Origin of the sequence: Microbulbifer sp. CNSA002, from assembly GCF_047324085.1 — a bacterium.
Taxonomy (GTDB): Bacteria; Pseudomonadota; Gammaproteobacteria; order Pseudomonadales; family Cellvibrionaceae; genus Microbulbifer.
In genome coordinates this window covers 3,841,427-3,859,252 of the sequence record NZ_CP172449.1, presented here as the reverse complement: position 1 = coordinate 3,859,252, position 17,826 = coordinate 3,841,427, and the positions used below count along the sequence as shown (strand labels likewise).

General features: G+C 49.2%; 14 protein-coding genes. 8 read left to right on the top strand and 6 right to left on the bottom strand.

Annotated elements, in window-relative coordinates; all coding sequences use genetic code 11:
- Positions 1-2 precede the first annotated feature (2 nt).
- The 4 genes from ACG1BZ_RS17075 (at position 3) to ACG1BZ_RS17060 (ending at position 3,835) form a co-directional block, all read left to right on the top strand.
- A complete protein-coding gene (locus tag ACG1BZ_RS17075; RefSeq protein ID WP_108734076.1) occupies positions 3-809 on the top strand; it encodes a thiazole synthase in 807 nt (268 codons plus the stop codon).
- Between the two features lie 7 nt (positions 810-816).
- Positions 817-2,370 carry a thiamine phosphate synthase gene (gene thiE, locus ACG1BZ_RS17070; RefSeq protein ID WP_413662873.1) on the top strand — a complete coding sequence of 518 codons (1,554 nt, stop codon included), beginning with the start codon at positions 817-819 and terminating at the stop codon, positions 2,368-2,370.
- The gene (locus tag ACG1BZ_RS17065) at positions 2,364-3,113 is read left to right on the top strand and encodes a HesA/MoeB/ThiF family protein (RefSeq protein ID WP_413662872.1); all 750 of its coding nucleotides are present in this window, start codon (positions 2,364-2,366) and stop codon (positions 3,111-3,113) included. The genes thiE and ACG1BZ_RS17065 overlap by 7 nt, the downstream gene beginning before the upstream one ends.
- Positions 3,114-3,361: 248 nt before the next feature.
- The gene (locus ACG1BZ_RS17060) at positions 3,362-3,835 is read left to right on the top strand and encodes a Dps family protein (RefSeq protein WP_108734073.1); all 474 of its coding nucleotides are present in this window, start codon (positions 3,362-3,364) and stop codon (positions 3,833-3,835) included.
- Positions 3,836-3,868: 33 nt separating this feature from the next.
- Here the strand turns inward: ACG1BZ_RS17060 and ACG1BZ_RS17055 are convergent, their stop codons facing one another.
- Positions 3,869-4,747 (bottom strand): LysR substrate-binding domain-containing protein, encoded by an 879-nt coding sequence (locus ACG1BZ_RS17055; RefSeq protein ID WP_413662871.1) that lies wholly within the window; start codon positions 4,745-4,747, stop codon positions 3,869-3,871.
- Positions 4,748-4,913: 166 nt separating this feature from the next.
- On the opposite strand from ACG1BZ_RS17055, the gene ACG1BZ_RS17050 reads away from it, so the two are divergent.
- The 4 genes from ACG1BZ_RS17050 to ACG1BZ_RS17035 all read left to right on the top strand — a co-directional run bounded on the left by ACG1BZ_RS17050 (position 4,914) and on the right by ACG1BZ_RS17035 (position 13,593).
- The gene (locus ACG1BZ_RS17050; protein ID WP_413662870.1) at positions 4,914-6,893 is read left to right on the top strand and encodes an acetoacetate--CoA ligase; all 1,980 of its coding nucleotides are present in this window, start codon (positions 4,914-4,916) and stop codon (positions 6,891-6,893) included.
- 368 nt (positions 6,894-7,261) lie between these two features.
- Positions 7,262-7,636, top strand: a complete 375-nt coding sequence (locus tag ACG1BZ_RS17045) for a hypothetical protein (RefSeq protein ID WP_108734070.1) — start codon at positions 7,262-7,264, stop codon at positions 7,634-7,636.
- Positions 7,637-7,786: 150 nt separating this feature from the next.
- Complete coding sequence (locus ACG1BZ_RS17040) at positions 7,787-9,586, top strand: autotransporter assembly complex protein TamA (protein WP_413662869.1); 1,800 nt, start codon at positions 7,787-7,789, stop codon at positions 9,584-9,586.
- On the top strand, positions 9,586-13,593 hold the full coding sequence (locus ACG1BZ_RS17035; protein ID WP_413662868.1) for a translocation/assembly module TamB domain-containing protein: 4,008 nt from the start codon (positions 9,586-9,588) through the stop codon (positions 13,591-13,593). Before ACG1BZ_RS17040 ends, ACG1BZ_RS17035 begins: the two co-directional genes overlap by 1 nt.
- Before the next feature lie 40 nt (positions 13,594-13,633).
- Here ACG1BZ_RS17035 and ACG1BZ_RS17030 read toward each other — a convergent pair whose 3' ends face one another.
- The 5 genes from ACG1BZ_RS17030 to ACG1BZ_RS17010 form a co-directional block, all read right to left on the bottom strand.
- The gene (locus tag ACG1BZ_RS17030; RefSeq protein ID WP_413662867.1) at positions 13,634-14,395 is read right to left on the bottom strand and encodes a hypothetical protein; all 762 of its coding nucleotides are present in this window, start codon (positions 14,393-14,395) and stop codon (positions 13,634-13,636) included.
- 178 nt (positions 14,396-14,573) lie between these two features.
- Positions 14,574-15,047, bottom strand: coding sequence for a hypothetical protein (locus tag ACG1BZ_RS17025; protein ID WP_413662866.1), 474 nt, complete (start codon positions 15,045-15,047; stop codon positions 14,574-14,576).
- Positions 15,048-15,135: 88 nt separating this feature from the next.
- Positions 15,136-16,215: a DUF1624 domain-containing protein gene (locus tag ACG1BZ_RS17020; RefSeq protein ID WP_413662865.1), complete on the bottom strand. Its 1,080-nt coding sequence runs from the start codon at positions 16,213-16,215 to the stop codon at positions 15,136-15,138.
- Between the two features lie 525 nt (positions 16,216-16,740).
- A complete protein-coding gene (locus ACG1BZ_RS17015; RefSeq protein WP_413662864.1) occupies positions 16,741-17,070 on the bottom strand; it encodes a YceK/YidQ family lipoprotein in 330 nt (109 codons plus the stop codon).
- A gap of 260 nt (positions 17,071-17,330) precedes the next feature.
- Entirely contained in the window at positions 17,331-17,816 is a 486-nt protein-coding gene (locus ACG1BZ_RS17010; protein WP_413662863.1) for a DUF6892 domain-containing protein, read from the bottom strand.
- Positions 17,817-17,826 lie beyond the last annotated feature (10 nt).

Genomic DNA, 17,826 nt, shown 5'->3' with positions numbered 1-17,826 from the left:
AGGTGAGCGATCTATTAACACTTTACGGAAAAACATTTAACAGCCGGCTTTTGGTGGGCACCGCCCTGTATCCCTCCCCAGCGATTATGCGCGAATCCGTGCAAGCCTCAGCTTCGGAAATTATTACTTTGTCTCTTCGCCGGCAAAATCCGGCACAGCAGCAGGACAATCGATTTTGGGATTATATTCGCGAGTCCGGTTGTCAGTTGTTGCCCAATACCGCCGGTTGTAAATCGCCGCGAGAAGCGGTGGAGCTGGCAAAAATGTCCCAGGAAATTTTCCAGACCGATTGGCTCAAGCTGGAAGTGATTGGTGATGATTACAATTTGCAGCCAGACCCCTTTGGTCTGGTAGAAGCTGCGCGGGAATTAATTCAGTTAGGCTTCAAGGTTTTGCCTTATTGCACAGATGACCTGGTTCTGTGTCGAAAACTTTTGGATGTGGGTTGCGAGGTATTAATGCCCTGGGGGGCTCCCATCGGTACCGGGCAGGGACTGCTCAATAAATATAACCTGCAAACACTGCGCGAGCGTTTGAGTGATGTACCGCTTATTATTGACGCCGGAATCGGTGCGCCATCACAGGCGGCAGAAGCACTGGAGATGGGCTTTGATGCGGTGTTATTGAATACCGCGATTGCAAAAGCCCAGGATCCGGTACTGATGGCTAATGCTTTTAAACTGGCTGTGGAATCCGGGCGCGCCGCCTTTAATGCCGGCTTGATGCTCAGGCGTCAAACTGCCAGCCCCAGCACCCCCACCCTGGATATGCCTTTCTGGCAGCAGGCAGAGAGCATATTGCAGGATTAGTATTTTTATGCGCGATCAACTCCAATTGAAAAAGCCAATTGTCTGGACCATTGCCGGCAGTGACTCCGGCGGTGGCGCCGGTATTCAGGCGGACCTGCTGACTTTTGCCGACCTCGGTTGCCATGGTTGCAGTGCTATCACGGCCAATACTGCACAGAATACGGTGGAAGTTACTGCAATTAATGCAGTTTCCCTAGAGGTCTTGGGTTCTCAGTTACAGGCTTTACAGCGGGATCTATTTCCTGCCGCAATTAAAATCGGTCTGCTAGCGAATGCTGAACAAGTTGTTGCGGTGGCAGATTTCCTGCGCCAGCTGCAAGCGGTGCAGCCGGTTCCGGTTATTTACGACCCGGTTGCTGTTGCTACCAATGGAGCCGGGCTCACCGAAGGAAGTATTACCGCAACGGTGTTGGCTCAGTTGATGCCACAGTGTGATCTGGTCACTCCCAATTTACATGAATTGGAATGGCTTACCGGGGTCAGTGTCGCGGGTGCGGAATCTATTGTGCGGGCTGCGCGTCAGTTGCACGCCCACGGCGGTACCACAATTTTAGTTACTGGCGGCCATACGCAATTGCGTGTGGGAGAAGTTGCCGACTTACTGTGGGATGGTGAAAAGACCGACTGGTTTATTGGCCGGGAAGTGTCCAGTACTGGCACACACGGCACTGGCTGTACCCTGTCCTCCGCTATTGCCGCTTGCCGCGCTTTGGGCTACCCGTTGCGAGATGCCTGCGTTGTGGGTAAAGCCTATGTACAGCGGGGCTTGCGCGGGGGAAATAATGCACATATCGGTGCTGGTGCTGGACCTGTAGGCCACTGTGGCTGGCCCCTGGATTTAATCGACTTCCCGGAAATTTTGGTGCCGGGAGAAGAGCGTGCGCTGGATTATGGCTTTGGTGCAGCCCAGCCTCTTGTTCAAGGGTTTGCCCAAACAGACTCGCAAGCATTGGGTTTATATCCGGTTGTGGATACAGTGGAGTGGTTGCAGCGCCTGGCTGAGCTGGGGGTGCGTACTTTACAGCTGCGAATAAAGAATCCGGGTGGGGACCTGCGCGCACAGATTGAGCGGGCAGTGGCTATTGGCAGGACGTATAACCTGCGCCTGTTTATCAATGATTACTGGCAGTTGGCGATTGAGTGCGGCGCCTACGGCGTGCATTTGGGCCAGGAGGATTTGCAGTCTGCTGATCTGAGGGCAATTCAAGCGGCAGGATTGAAGCTGGGTATCAGTACCCACGGCTTCTACGAATTACTGTTGGCCTACCGTTATCGCCCCAGCTACTTGGCCATTGGTGCAATTTATGCGACCAACACCAAGGATATGTCGGATCAGTTGCAGGGCGTGCAGAAACTTGCGCGAATGGCAGCTCTATTGCCCGATTATCCACTCGTGGCAATTGGTGGTATTAATATGCAGCGGGCCGGTGAGGTTATCGCTAGCGGCGTTGGCAGTATCGCCGTGGTCAGCGCTATTACTAAAGCTGAAGATTACAAGCAGGCGGTTGCCGATTTTAATGTCCTGTTGAAAGGTAAGCGTGCGGAAGTAGAGCCATGTTAAGTAGTAAGGAATTACAGCGTTACAGTCGCCAGATAATGTTGCCCCAGGTGGGTGAAGAGGGGCAGAAAAAACTGTCTTCTGCGCGAATTCTGATTGTTGGCTTAGGTGGGCTCGGCAGCCCGGCAGCGATGTATCTGGCCGCAGCCGGTATTGGAGAGTTGCACCTGGTGGATGGTGATCATATCGATCTCTCCAATTTACAGCGCCAGGTTTTGTACAAAACCAATCACCAGGGAAAATCCAAAGCGATGGTGGCTGCACAACAATTGGCTGCAGCCAATCCAACTATTCGCATTCACCCCCACAGCCAAATGGCGAATGAATCCTGGCTGCGTGAGCAGGTAAAACAGGTGGATCTGGTGTTGGACTGCACCGATAACCTGGAAATCCGCCATACGATCAACCGGGTTTGTTATCAGGCAGGGTGTCCGGTAGTAATGGCATCGGTGCAGGGGTTTTCCGGCCAGCTGATTAGTTTTGATTTTTCTGAAGGAAACGGCCCCTGTTATGCCTGCCTGTTTCCGCCCCAGGAGCAGGCTGAAGTCCAGAACTGCTCTACAGCAGGTGTGATCGGTCCGGCGCTGGGTGTGGTTGGTAGCATGCAGGCTCTGGAGGCCATGAAATACCTGATGGGTTTGCCGGTATCAAGCTTGAATAAATTGCACTTAATCGAGACGGAAACCTTAGCTCTGCAAACTTTGCAGCTGCCGAGCCATAGTAATTGCCCAGTTTGTAGTGCCTGATTTCTTGTGTTACCAGCAGGAGGCTCGATAAATAGTTTTATTTGGAGAGTCCCTTATTGGCAATGTCTTGTCGCAAAATTTTCTTTCAATAGCCGGGTTAAAATTCACGCCATTTTTGCACCTTATAAATCTTACTTGTCTATATAAATAAGCTATTGGCTCGATAGCTTGTGAGAAGTGAATAAAGGTACCAAAATGGCCTTATAACCATTTCGGTGACAACAGTTTTTGGAAGAGGGATTTGTATTATGAAAAAAATCGATATTGGTATCAGTGAAAAGGATCGGGAAAAGATTGCTGCCGGCTTGAAACATTTGTTGGCAGATAGCTACACCCTTTACCTGCAAACCCACAACTTCCACTGGAATGTTACTGGGCCTCTGTTCCGCGAATTACATCTGATGTTTGAAGAGCATTACACCGAGCTGGCCACTGCAGTGGATGATATTGCCGAACGCATTCGTACCCTCGGGGTTTCCGCTCCCGGTACTTACCAGGCTTTTGCCCAACTCAGCTCCATCAAAGAAGTTGTTGAGGTACCACCGGCGGAAGAAATGGTAAAAATTCTCACTAAAGGGCATGAGCAAGTGATCAAAACCTGTCGTGAAGTTTTAAAAGATGCCCAGGCGGGAGAAGATGAATCCACAGTTGCCCTGGTATCTGATCGTATGAGAGTTCACGAGAAAACGGCTTGGATGCTGCGCGCAACCAGCAGTCACTAGTCGCTCAAATAAGTAGAGGCACTTTTATAGACCTCAACCAGTAATCGCGGATAAAAACGCGGTTGCTGGTGCCGACAAGGTGCCTCGGCTCTTTAATAATATCCCCACCTCCTGGCTCACTACTGGTGCCGATAGCGGCAGGGATTCCAGCCCATATTCCCGAACCTGTGTTTCACACAAGCTCGGTACTGCACTAATCCCCATTCCCGCACGTACTAACTGGCTGATTGTGCTTAGTTGATTAGCTTCGCAGATATAGTGAACGCCTTTGCCACTTTGCCCGAAGGCCTCATCGGTCCAGCGCCTCACCGCTGAGCCGCGGTTCATAGCTATAAAAGGAAAACTGGCCAGGTCACTCCAGCGCACTTTTCCTTTTTCGCTGAGGGGGTGCTGGGGTGGCATGACTGCGATAAAACGATCCCTGTGTAGGGGCACAAACTCAAGCCCGCCTAAATCCCCGGGGCGAAAACTGATGCCCAGCTCTGCCCGGCCATCTTGTACCGCTTGGGTTACTCGCTCCATCACCACATCTTCCAGCAGGATATTGATTTGTGGGTGTTGGCGGTGAAAATTGGCTAATAATTGGGGGAGTTGGTTGAGCGCATAGGCGGGAATTACTGCTAGGCGCAACTGCCCTCGCTCCAGGCGAAAGGCCTGCTGTACCGCATCCAGGGATTGATCCCAGTTGAGCAATAGTTGTTCGGCGCGGGAGAGGAATTCCTCGCCCTCCGGGGTGAGAGTGAGTTGGCGGGCTTCTCGACTGAAAAGCGGGCCGCCAGTCGCATCCTCCAAATTGCGGATGGCAATGGACAGGGCTGGCTGGGAAGTGTGCAACTGAGCGCTGGCCTGGGCCAGGCTGCGGCTGCGGGCCACTGTGACAAAGGCGCGTAGTTGTTTGATCGTGGCACTCACAGCGGCAGGTTCCTGGGGAATTGATAGATTTAGCTATGTTAACTTTTATTTAACAAATCTAAAAAAGATTAAAATAGTTTTAAGTGGTGGGGCAGGGCATGATTGCTCCCCTTGTGCCCGAGAGGGCGATTCGAAAACACAATAATGAGCCACAAGGTCTGTTGAAATGAAGGACAACTCCCAACCGCTCTGGCAACCCAGCGCAGAGGCTATTGCCGCCACCCAGATGGATGAATTTCGTCGCAGGGTCAACCAGCAATACCAGCTGGATCTCAATGATTACGCGGCCTTATATCAGTGGTCAGTAGATAATCGCGAAGCTTTTTGGCGGGAGTTGTGGGATTACACCGGAGTTATCGCTGCAGATAAGGGTGATGAGACACTCAGTAACGATTCCATGCCCGGTACGCAGTGGTTTCCACAGGCACGCCTGAACTTTGCTGAGAACCTGCTGCGTTATCGCGATGACAAGGCTGCCCTGGTCGAGCGCCTGGAGAACGGTAGCCGCCGCGAGCTGAGCTACAAGGAGCTGTACGATCGGGTGGAGCGCCTGTCAGCGGCCCTCGTTGCCCAGGGCGTTGTTGAGGGAGATCGGGTAGCGGGGTTTATGCCCAATGTGATCGATACCGTAGTGGCCATGTTGGCCACCACCAGCCTCGGTGCTATCTGGACCTCCTGCTCACCAGACTTTGGTATCAATGGAGTATTTGACCGCTTTGGCCAGGTGCAGCCGAAAGTGCTATTTGCCTGTGAAGGATACTTCTATAACGGCAAGGTTATTGATTCACTGCCGCGTCTGCGCGAGATCATGCAGCGAATCGAATCCATAGAAACTTTGGTAGTGGTGCCGGTTGCTCGCTCAGAAGAGGAAACTGCTCAGGTACTAGCGGCAGAGCCGCTGGGTAAGGCGGTACTACTGCAAGCTTTTGAAGCTGCGGCGCCCGCTCAAGAACTCTCCTTTGTACAAACCGAATTTAATCACCCCCTGTACATCATGTACTCCTCAGGTACTACTGGTGTACCCAAGTGCATCGTCCACGGAGTGGGGGGCACTTTACTCCAGCACCTGAAGGAGCATCGCTTGCATGGCGATCTGCGGCGTGAGGATACACTTTTCTACTTCACCACCTGTGGCTGGATGATGTGGAACTGGCTGGTGAGTGGCTTGGCTTGTGGGGCGACTCTGGTGCTGTTTGATGGCTCACCTTTCTACCCTTCATCCCAAAGTCTATGGGATATGACCGATGAAGAGGGAATCAGTCTGTTTGGCACCAGTGCCAAATATATTGCTGCGCTGGAGAAGAGTGGCTGCAAACCCCGGGAGACCCACAAACTGGAGAAATTGCGTGCGGTGCTCTCCACAGGCTCTCCGCTGGCCCACGAAGGCTTTCGCTATGTCTACAGAGATATAAAAGCAGATCTCTGCTTATCCTCTATTTCCGGTGGCACCGATATTGTGTCTTGCTTTGCCCTTGGCAACCCAACTCTACCGGTATATGCCGGAGAGTTGCAGTGTCGCGGCTTGGGTATGGCGGTGGAAGTCTGGAATGATACAGGCAGTGCAGTGGTTGAAGAGAAAGGGGAGCTGGTTTGCTCCAAATCCTTCCCCTGTATGCCGATTGGTTTCTGGAACGATCCAGATGGAGCCAAGTACCGCGGTGCTTACTTTGAAAATTGGCCTGGTGTGTGGGCGCATGGGGACTATGCCGAGATTACGGCACACGGTGGTGTTGTGATCTATGGCCGCTCCGATGCAGTACTTAATCCCGGCGGTGTGCGTATCGGAACCGCAGAGATTTACCGCCAGGTGGAGAAAGTCGAGGAGGTGCTAGATAGTATCTGTATCGGCCAGCCCTGGCACGACGATGTACGGGTAGTGCTGTTTGTGGTTTTGCGAGAGGGTGTTGTACTGGACGAGGATCTGACCCAGAAAATCCGCTCCACGATTCGCGCCAATACCACGCCTCGCCATGTACCGGCGAAGGTGATCCAGGTGGCGGATATTCCTAAAACTATCAGCGGTAAGATTGTGGAACTGGCTGTGCGCAATGTGGTGGAGGGTAAACCGGTTAAAAATAAAGAGGCCCTGGCCAACCCTGAAGCCTTATCGCTATTTGAAAAGCTGCCGGAGTTGGCAGAGGAGTAAGTTAGGGAGCCTCTGAACAACTCCGTGATACCTCTGGCATGCAGAGCGGTTCACAATCAAGGCGCGGCTTCGCAGGAATGTCTAGACCTTTCAAGAGGTCGCAACGCGGAGTGTGGATCGCTCTGCATGCCCCGAAGGGCGGGCCTTGAAGGCCACAGCTGCTGCGTTGCAGCTCTTGCAAAGGGCTACGGCCATTCGCGGCGAGCTGCGCCTAACATCTGCAACCTTCAAGGCCCGCAGAGGCATTACGGAGTTATTCAGAGGCTCCTTAGGAGTAAGGGAGCGTAACCCGGCGCCATTTAGTTTGCTGCGGTTCTGCGCTACCCTTCACTTTATAAACACCAATAATTCACGGTAGAAAAACAGTCATGGTTACTTATTTGTACTGGGCAGCGGTGATTGCCCTGGTTATTGCTTCTCTTTTTATCGGCAGTCGCCTGGGCAGCCTTAAGATCGGCGCAATCGTGGCTGCGGTTTTCTTTGTTGGCGGCTGGCTTGCCTACTACTTTCACTATGAGCAGGTTTTCGTGAAGCGCTTTGGCGGGGTCATGCGTATCTCTGTGCCCGATGGGTACCGCCATATCGGCGCCACCTGGAAGGAAGATAATTTGTGGATCGAGAATTATAACCCCAAAACTAACCAGTGTATTTTCACGGAGTATTCCAAAGGAAATATTCTGGAAGGGCGGGTGATTATCCAGGATTGTAATCCCTTAATGCCCAGCCAAGGCACACAGCCATAGAAGTCCCAAACGCCGAATCGGCTTATTGGCTGCTCAATAAGTCGATTTAATTATCCCAGCTGTTGTCATCAGCTGGATATTCCAGCCTACGGAGGGAACGGATACCCGGATTTTTTGCGGAGTAGCCGCTACTGACATTGGATAAAGATCTTGCGAATTCTCTTTGTCTCCCTACTTGTTGCCCTTCTAGCGCTGCCAATGCAGCTGGCAGCAGCCATCCCATTTTTTGATCGCTTGCCGGGTTTTACCCTGCTGGTGCAGGGCGATCCCCAGCTGCAGGAAAAATTGACCTCCGAACTCAACGAGTTGCGCAAGAACAGTAGTGCGCTGGAAAACTACGAAGATCCGGCAGATATTGCGCACTATGAGCGGGGTAACCTGGAAAAATTACTGCGTGCGCAGGGATATTATGATGCCACTGTGTATGAGTCTGTTTCTGGCAACCAAATTTTCTATAGTGTCACTCCCGGCCCCCAGTACCATATCAAGAGCCTGGATATTATTATGCCGGCCGGTTTGCGGGCAGGCTTTAGTGGTTTGCCTATCCATGTTGGAGATCCCCTGATTGCCAGCAAGGTACTTGAGGGCGTAGAAAAAATTACCAAGTACCTCAATGAAAATGCCTGTCTGTTGAATGTGGATGTCAGCTACCAGGCAACGGTGATTCACCGGGAAGCTGCTGCGAGACTGGAATATCGGGTGGCCCCCAGTCCCGAAGTCCATGTTGGCCAAGTCCGCATTGAAGGAGTCACCTCTATCGAAGAGGACTACCTGTTGGATAAGGTCAAGATTAAATCCGGGGATTGCTTCAGCCGCAGTAAACTGGATGCTGCGCAGTTGCGTCTGCTGCGCACCAACTTAATTGCCAATGTAAATACTGAAGTTTCTGAACCCTACGATGGGTTGGTGGATGTTACTTTTGTTATTCAGGAGCGCAATCACCGCACCATAACCTTGGGGGTGGGGTACACCTCCGATGAGGGAGCCGGTATTTCAGCAGCCTGGGAACATCGCAATGTTTTCCATCGTGGGGAAAAAATTGAAGTCGAAAGTAAGCTGAACAAGGTAAAGCAAACCCTGGAAGGCAAGCTCACTATTCCCCGTTTCTTCCATGACAAGCAACGCTTGACCGCCAGTATTGCTTTGGAAGGAGAGGATGTTGATTCCTACCGTTCAGAGTCCCTGACATTCAGTGCACTGGTATCGAGAAAAATCAGTAAGCATCGCACGCTGAGTGGTGGCGCCGAGCTGAAATTCAGTGAAGTGGACGAGAAGGTGGAAGGGGCAGTTGAAGCAGATGATCCCGATGAAAACTACACACTGTTAGCTTTCCCCCTGGGCTTTAAATTAAACACGACAGACAAACCTCTGGATGCCCGCCGTGGCGCCACTTCTGCGTTGGAAGTAAAACCCTATATCGATCTTAGAAATACCAACACCACCTTTATTAAAAATACCCTACAGCTCACTGCGTATAAAACAGCCGATGACTGGCGTTATAAGCCCACCTTGGCAATAAGGTTGAAAGCCGGGGCAATTACAGGGGAGTCGAACCTTGAGCTGCCTGCGGATGAGCGCTTTTATGCCGGTGGTGGTGGCTCCGTGCGGGGTTATGGTTACCAGGAGTTGGGTCCGCGACTTATTGAGATTAATGATGAGGGTGAGGAAACCCTCTCCGATGCTATCGGTGGTCGGGGACTTAGTGAGATTTCTTTTGAGGGCCGTTTTCGTTTTACGGATACCTGGGGCGGTGTGATTTTTCTCGATGGCGGCAATGCCTATGAGGACGCAGCGCCCAAGTTTTCCGACCTGTTTTGGGGAACGGGTTTTGGCGTGCGCTATATCACCTCCTTTGCCCCTATCCGCATGGACATCGCCTTTCCCCTCGATCGCCGTGAGGGCATCGATGATCGCTATCAGGTGTATGTGAGCTTGGGGCAGGCATTCTGATGCGCTGGTTGGGCCTGTTTGCGCTGGGCGTTGCCCACTGGGTGGGTGCTTTCCTGCGTGGGCTCTGGCGCTCTCTGGGTGCTGGGGGTTCCCTGGTAACAGGCATTTGTCTGTTCCTCCTGATGTCCGCTATCTATTTCCTCAGCACGGAACCGGGGCGCGTCGGCCTTACTCGTGGGGCTTTTTACGCTGCCGAGCAATTGGTGGACGACCTCGAAATTGAGGCAGAGGGAATTCGCAGTGAAAAATTAGGATTTTGGTTTTTCGAGCGACTGAGAATTGACTATCGAGCTAATACGCTTGCCGAAGCCCAGGACCTGGAAGTTAATCTCAACAGCTTGTCCCGAAATCCCATCGATATCGAGCGAGTGGGGGCCAAAGATTTACTGCTCAACCTGAATATCCTCAATGAACTTCTCTCTGCGCTGGCAGATTCCGGCGAAGAGGAGGTTGAAGTTGTCAGTGAGGAGCAGCCATCGACTACTTGGGAGTTGCTAGTTCCCGGGTTTCGCTTGGCGCAGCTGGATATAGCTCGCCTGCAATTGGTGGACAGCCGGTTGAAGGGGATTCCCCCTGTTGCTATTCAGGCTAACGCCCAATACCGCTGGCAGGGTAAACCGGCGCAGCTATTTATCGAAGTGAGTGAGCTGAATGGTTCCGAGTTTAATCTCACTGTAAATGGCCGGATGCAGGGCGAGCGCTTTGTAATCGATTTCTCTACCAGTGAGGTGGGCCAGGGGTTTGTCAGTCGACAGCTGCATCTGCCGGAAAATCAGGTATTGGATGCTCGCGGTGAATTATCCCTACGCAAACAGGGCGAAAAACTGCTGCTGGATATTAATTCGATCGCAGCTCCTCTAGCAGAACATCAACTGGATCTGACAGGAAGAATCGAAGCCGATATTAATCCCTGGCGCTTATCTTCAACGGGGATTTGGCTGCGAGTGGATGAGCGGCGCAGTACGATTAAAGGCAACATTAGCGCGGACGGTGTCAATGGGACAGTTAACCTCAATCAAATCCCGCTAACACTTTCCCGCCCTTGGCAGGATATCCTGGACAGTGGTTGGCTCAGCGCAGATTTTTCGGTGCAGGGCTCCCTGCAACAGCCGAATATTAATGGCAGCTTACAAGTGGAAAGCAGCTATCGGCAGCAGCCCCTGCAATTGGAAGGCCGGGTCGATACCCAGGCAGGTGTGATTGACTTGCAAGCCTTGTCTTTGCACTTTGCCGGTGCACGGATCGAAGTGCTCGGTAGTGTAGATACGAATTTGAAAGCACTGGATTTGGTGGGAGAGATTGATGAGTTGGGTGTTGAAGAAATTCGCCGGCTTGCAGCTTCGCTACCCCAGGCTGATAGGGTAGATATCCCCACTGCTTTATCCGGTACCTTGCACCAGTTGCGTGTGGAGGCCATCGGCTCATGGAAAAACCCAAACCTCAATTTGTCTTTGAGTGCAGTGAGTACTTACCACGACTTACAGGGTGAGTTGACGGCGGCGATAAGTGGAAACCTGCACGCGCTGACTATTGATGAATTGGTATTTACCGGAGAGAAGCTCAATCTGGAAGTGATCGGTCAGCTTGATATTGAACAGAAGCAGTTGGATTTACACGGGCAGATCGATGGCAAAAATATCAGTTTGCGCGATGACCTTGGAGTTACCGAGGCAGAAGGGGTAAGCCTAGGGGGATCTTCCGAAGTAACAGTCCTGGGAGAGTGGAGTAATCCCCAGGTAAGTATTTTACTGGATTCCAATGGTGTCGCGCAGGATTACCCCTTTAACTTAAAAGGGGAAGCCAGTGGCGATATGGACCTAATAGAGGTCAGTGACTTGCGATTGGAGTTATTTACCAACGGCAATGGCAACCAGTTTGGTTCATCCTCGAGCAGAGGCCCTCAGTCCCCCGTGATTGCCTCAGGTTTTGATAAAGGGGAGCCTGAGCCCCTACAGAGCCAGAGCCGTCTGACAGCCCTCGCTGAAGATGCCCAGCAGTTGGGTCGGGTGGGGGTGGCATTGCTGCAGGCCGATGGCTCCATCGAACCTAGACAAGACCGATTACAAATTGATATGGGTGCGCGCAATCTACCGCTGTTCCTGGTAGATCTCGTCGGTCTCTCTCTCCCTAACTCCCTTGAAGGGGAGTTGAGCTTGGATGGCAGGATTGATGGGGCTATTTCAAACCCGCAGATTAAAGCCAACCTGATTTCCCAGGGAGAATTTCATCTGGAGCCCTGGCATTTACAGGGTACTTTGGACTATGCGGACAGGAGTCTGGTAACTGATGGTATCGAGTTGCTCTGGGCGGGTCGCAATCAATTATCGATACTGGGTAGCTTGAATGCAGAGCGACTGGATTTAGAGTTGCGCGGCCAGGGTGATCTATCGGATCTGGCGAATAGTTTTTCCAGCGGTAGGGCGGGTAATGGTGATGTCAGCCTTTATGCCAGTATTGGTGGAAGCCCCAAGCAGCCTGAATTCCAAGGGGAATTGCGCGCTACTGGAGAAGCCCTGGGGCGAGGGCAGCGCGGAATCCAGGTTCAACCGCTTTCGATAGTATTGGATTGGCAGACAGAGAATGGAGAGCTGGATGCATCCCTGATTGCCCAACACGGCGGTAGCAACGCAGTAAATAGCCAAGTAAGTGTATTGATTGCGCCGATCTTCGAACAATTATTTGCTGATAATAATCAAACTGGTGGCCTGCGAAATGTGCCCTTTCAATTGCAGGGGCGCGGTACGGCCGATTTGTCAGTGATTGCGGAATATATTGATCCCCGTGTCCACCGTATGCGCGGCTTGCTCAGTTTCAATGTTGACGGTACCGGAAATTGGCAGCGTCCTCTATTAACCGGTGATATCGAATTGAGTAATGGTCGTTATGAGCACCGACCGAGCCATACTCGCATTGCGGATATTAACTTCTACGCGCAGCTGTCTCCTGAGGAGTGGCGGATTGTACGAGGAAGCGCTACCGATGGTGATGGTGGGCGGATAAACCTGGGAGGGGCGGTCTTTTTACCTCCGGATAGCTCGCCCAGTTTTGACATCGTATTAAGCCTCAGTCGGGCCCACTTGCTGAACTCTCCGGGAGTACGCGGTGCAATATCCGGTGATGCCCGTTTGTCGGGCTCAACCCAGGATGCAGAAATTACCGGGCGATTCACTTTGAAGCCGCTGGCCGTACAGATTGAGCAATGGATTGGCAGCAGTGTTCCGGAAATCCAGGTGGTGGAAGTTCAGGTCGATGGCCCACAGGTGCAGCGATCTTCTCCCTTGTTTAGCAAAATTGGATTGGATGTAGAGATTGTTTTGGACCAACAATCCTATGTGCGCGGACTTGGCTTAAATTCTCAATTGCGCGGCGTGGTGGATATTCGAGGCACCGCAGATAAGCCAAAAGCCTCCGGCGAATTAACAATTGTTCGCGGCAGCTTTGATTTATTCGGCAAGAAATTTGATCTGGAAGATGGAGAAATTCGCTTCGAGAATAATGAGGTCGCTATCCTGGTTGAAGGTGTCTATGAATATAGCGATGGAGAAATAACCGCGCAGATATCAGGCACTGCTGCGGACTTGGATATTACATTTACCTCTGACCCCTCGGCCTCTCAGGATGAAATTCTGGCGCAGTTGCTTTTTGGGAAGTCATTATCAGATATTTCACCTTTACAAGCTGTTCGTTTAGTTAGTGTCGTACGCAGTTTGCAGTCGGGTCGAGCGGTATTGGATCCTATCGCCAAGACACGCGAGCTGTTGCACCTGGATACACTCAATATTGAGCAGGAGGAGGGAGACGAAGGTGATGAGTACGCATTGAGCTTGGGCAAATATATTACCAATCGAATTTATGTGGAATTACAGAGAAGTACCGATCCTCTCAGTCCATGGCAGGCGGAGATGCAAATAGAACTTCGGGATAACCTCAACCTGGAGTTTAAAAGTGCCGATGACGGTGACAGCGGTTCCGGTAGTGTAGAGTTACAGTGGAAAAAAGATTATTAGGGTTTTCGCCACTAACCCCCTATCGTTGTAAGAAGCATCGTTAATATTTGGTGATTAGCATATCCGTTATTTTTAACGTGCAACCTGGCTGGGGTGGATTGTTGACGCCCCAGTTGTCGATCACGATCATCATGGATTCATCAAAAATTGCAGGCCCCTTTTCCCGGTAGGCATGCCAAAGCTGATTTGAATCATCGCACTTAGACGCAGATGCTTCACACACTCTTATATCCCATTGATAGGTTCCACTAGCTTCACCCGATATGATTTTCCTGGATGTAAAAGTTATATGCTGTAGGGCACCACTCTTCACCTGTAGGGGACCTGTTTGGCTTGTCCACGCCGCCTGTTTGGGAAGCCCTCCCCAATTGGAAGCGAAACCTCCCGGATCATTGGAGCCTGTTGTTTCTACAAAATCGACTTCCCGCTGCCCCCCGGCCCAACATCCACCGGGTTGTTCACACCAGGGAAACATATAAACGGCAATCCACTCTTTAGCGCCGCACTTACCTGGAGGCACGTCAACCTTAAAGTCAATTGCAGAAATATCTTTCATTCTAATCTCGGTATTCCCGCATAGAACCGCAGATGTATAAGCGCAGGAGCCTTTGGTGTCCTCATCCATAATAATAACAGCAGATCCTTCCGTATTACTTGGTTGAAAGCTGATTTTGGTGCAGCGATTGTTTTTGGCCACTTTGTCATCTTGGTGATTGAATATGGGCTTACATGTTGTTGCTGATGCCAGATTTAAGGTGGATAGGGCAGCAAAAATCAGGAAGAGTCGGGTTGCTTGTAGCATGGTGTGGAGCTTGCAAACTATAAAACTTAATAAATTATAGTTTGTGTCTTGATGATCAGGCTTTAGTAGAAATGTTTAGCCTGTCAATAAGATCAATTTTGGCTGGTAGCACAAAGGTCACTTTCACTTATCCAGAAGGTAACCTTTTTATAGATGAAGTCCAATGATCATTGAGTACTTACAAATGATTCTGAATGTAACTTAAAACATCTGTTGGAGTGCAATTGTCCATAAATCTATCTTGCAGGCTGTAGGCCATTTTTTCCAGAGGTGCACCGTTGTAGCCGTAGGTCTGAATTTCACTGATATAACGTTTGATAAATGACTCTGCTCCCAAGAGAGACCATTGGTGGACATGGACTAACTCATGGAAATGGAGGGAAATGTCCGCAGCAAAAGGTGTTTTGACAAAGTAGGTATCTTTGTAAGTGATACCGGCTACTTCCATGTCGACAAAGTCACCCAGGCCAGCCTGGTAGAGCTCGGGAAACCTCGGTTTTGGAATATTATCAACCACTACAAAGTAGCTTTTGCTAAGAAATTCTTCCGTATAATACCCTGAAAACTTCTCTGTGAACCTTGCGCAAGATTGTCTCTCTTCTTTGAAGTCTATCAGTATTTGATCAATCCATTGGTCTATTTTTTGCAACATCTATATCGTCCTGATTGGGAGGTAACTCTGGGGCTTTGCTCACCCCAGAGCAGAATTTTTAATATGCGAAATAAAGTTGTGCCGAGAGTTATACGTAGGAGTATATCACCGATCCACTTTCTTTTTTCTTTTGAAGATATTTCTTGCAGGGATAGTAAAGTATCGCTATCAGAGCAATCCAGTAAGTATAGGTTCTCAGTAAGTTAGGTGTGTAGCCCTCAGGCCATACTTTGGGGCCGTTGAAGAAATTGGTTGCTACTCCAAACTCTAAGTAGCTCCATAGATGTGCGGACAGATTGATCACTGGGACATGGAGTAAATAGAAGAACAATGAGGCCTGCCCAAAGAGGAGCAATACATCCAGTATTCGGTTTTGCCGATTTTCAACGATAGCCATGATCAAGAAAACTATACTCATTGTCATAAGGATATAGCTGAACGACATTGGGTATTTGGCGGTGTTGATAAAGCCCGGAAGCCCCTGCTGTGAATTCCAATCATTGGGGTCGCCAAAGCCTATTAGTCTAACTGCAATAAATATAATCGATAGCGCAGTTGCTGTTGTTATTAGTAGACGCACTCGTTGCTTGTTTGCCATCTCGTAAAGAGGCCCAAATACATAGCCAAGGTACATAAGAGCAAAGAGGGGAATAATATTGTAAGCAGCAAAAATACCGGTGTTGAACTCGAAAAGTCTAAAACTAGTGCGTACATGCGCAAGAATCCAAAGCCATTCATAGCCACCTAATAGCTGGCGCATGAAGTCATCATTCAGGTATCCATGTAAGGATATTACGGCCAGGCAAACGATGGTGGTCCATATCATTGGCAAATAGATTAAGCCCGCCAGTATGATCATGGATACGCCCAGGGCCCAGATTACCTGTACAAAAGCGTAATTATAAGCAAACTGCCAAGAGAGGTTTACCAAGGTTAGTTCGAGGATAACTAGTACTAACCCTCGAAGTATTAAGAATTTTGCCAACTCCGGCTTGGAGTTAAGTTTTTTACCGTGAAAGTAGGCACTCAATCCTGTAAGAAATATAAATCCAGGGGCACATATATGCGTGATCCAACGAGTTAAAAACAAAGCGATGGAGGATTGGGATAGGTCCAATGGGTCAAACTGAGTCGAAGTCCAATAATCTCGAGTATGATCGAGGGCCATAATAATTACTAATATACCTCTAGTGATGTCTATTGCTGGATATCGCAATTTGTTATCTCCAAAGTTAGTGAGTTCTATAGCGTTTTCTCTCTAAGGGTTCTTGTTACTTTGAGGTTGGAACATAAGACAGTTAAAGAGAGCTATAAATGATGTCTCTTGGTCTTTGTTTGTTGTTGTTTGGAGGCAGGTGGGAGCTGTCTGCCTTTCATATTGTACATATATTCTTCAGGCAACCAATTGCTTTTTAATTGTGTGATATGTAGGTGGAGGGACGATAGTGCAGGCATTTTGGTTCTGGCAAGTCCAAGAAATTTTGTCCACCCAATAATCAATATTATTTAATTTGTTTAGTTTTGCTTTTAGCCTAGGGGCAGCTAGAGGCCGGATCATGGATTTGAAAGTAAGACAAAATCAGTGATCGCGGCCTGTTCCCAATAAAAATATTTTTCTGTGGTTAAAAGAGAGACTTTTCAGTTGGGCTTATTAATAACTACTTTAAAATTGTTAATCTACAGGTGGAGCATATCAGTTTACTTCGATATTACCATGCTTCGCCTGAGTCACTACGGTATACGGCAAAACAACGGTATCAGCGGCTACAGAAAAAACAGCATCTATAGCTACCAGTGGAACACGGTTGATAGTTGATCCAGTATTTACAGTCTGACTGGGTTCGCTATTTAGCAAGCAAAAGGAGTAAGAGGTTCCGCTATAAACTCTTGGAATACTTTCGCAATAGCTTTTGTGGCCTCTATGAGTGATATCTACCTGATTATTCTTAGGGTTAACTGTCTTCACTGTGGCACATGATACACAAACTAGAGAGGCTGATACTAAAGAAATAATACGTTTCACAAACTAATCCTTGCTGATGTGATCTTTTGCGGGGCTATAGAGTAGTGTTTTCTAAATTAGTTCCAGATTTTGCGTGTACTATAAGTAATATCTGTACTCAATTGGAAGTGAGGAAAGTCAAAATTTTCACATCTGAGGTTTACTTTGTCGCTGCTTGGCGGTATCTCAAACTCAGAACATTAGTTTCAAGTAAAGGGCGGACTGATATACGATATTGGTTAGAATTTAAATATTTTTTGCCTGATAGTAATTTTTTAGAGTTATACCCATTTGGCCTCTATGCCTTTTCTTTTGAAATCTTCTAAAATTTCTGGATTTTCTTCATTGTAGAAAAGTATGAGCTTTTTCAGGTTTGGTAGGAGGTTTGTGTCTTCGGTGGAATGGATATCAAAGTCGTCAGTAGTTCCACACCAGAAGGGAATGATTTGTAACCAGATATGGCCACCCCCATCCTGATGAAGGTCAGTTATATCGTTTAGCCATTCTTTCTTAATTGGAATGGACCGGAAGTGGTCGAGAGCTTCGGGGATAGGCTCGTACCCTTCTTCTTCTATATCTATATTTCTTTTGGTGTAACTATCGGCAAACTGAAAAATATCGAATTCAGGCTGTATTACCTTATAATGGTACATTAACTTATCTAGGACTAATAACCTGAAGTTTTCATCCTTGAATTCCGCATATTCACTCATTTTTAAGTCTACCTTTACTTTCCATATAAGTATTGTGAGATCCATTTTTTTCATTGTCTACAAT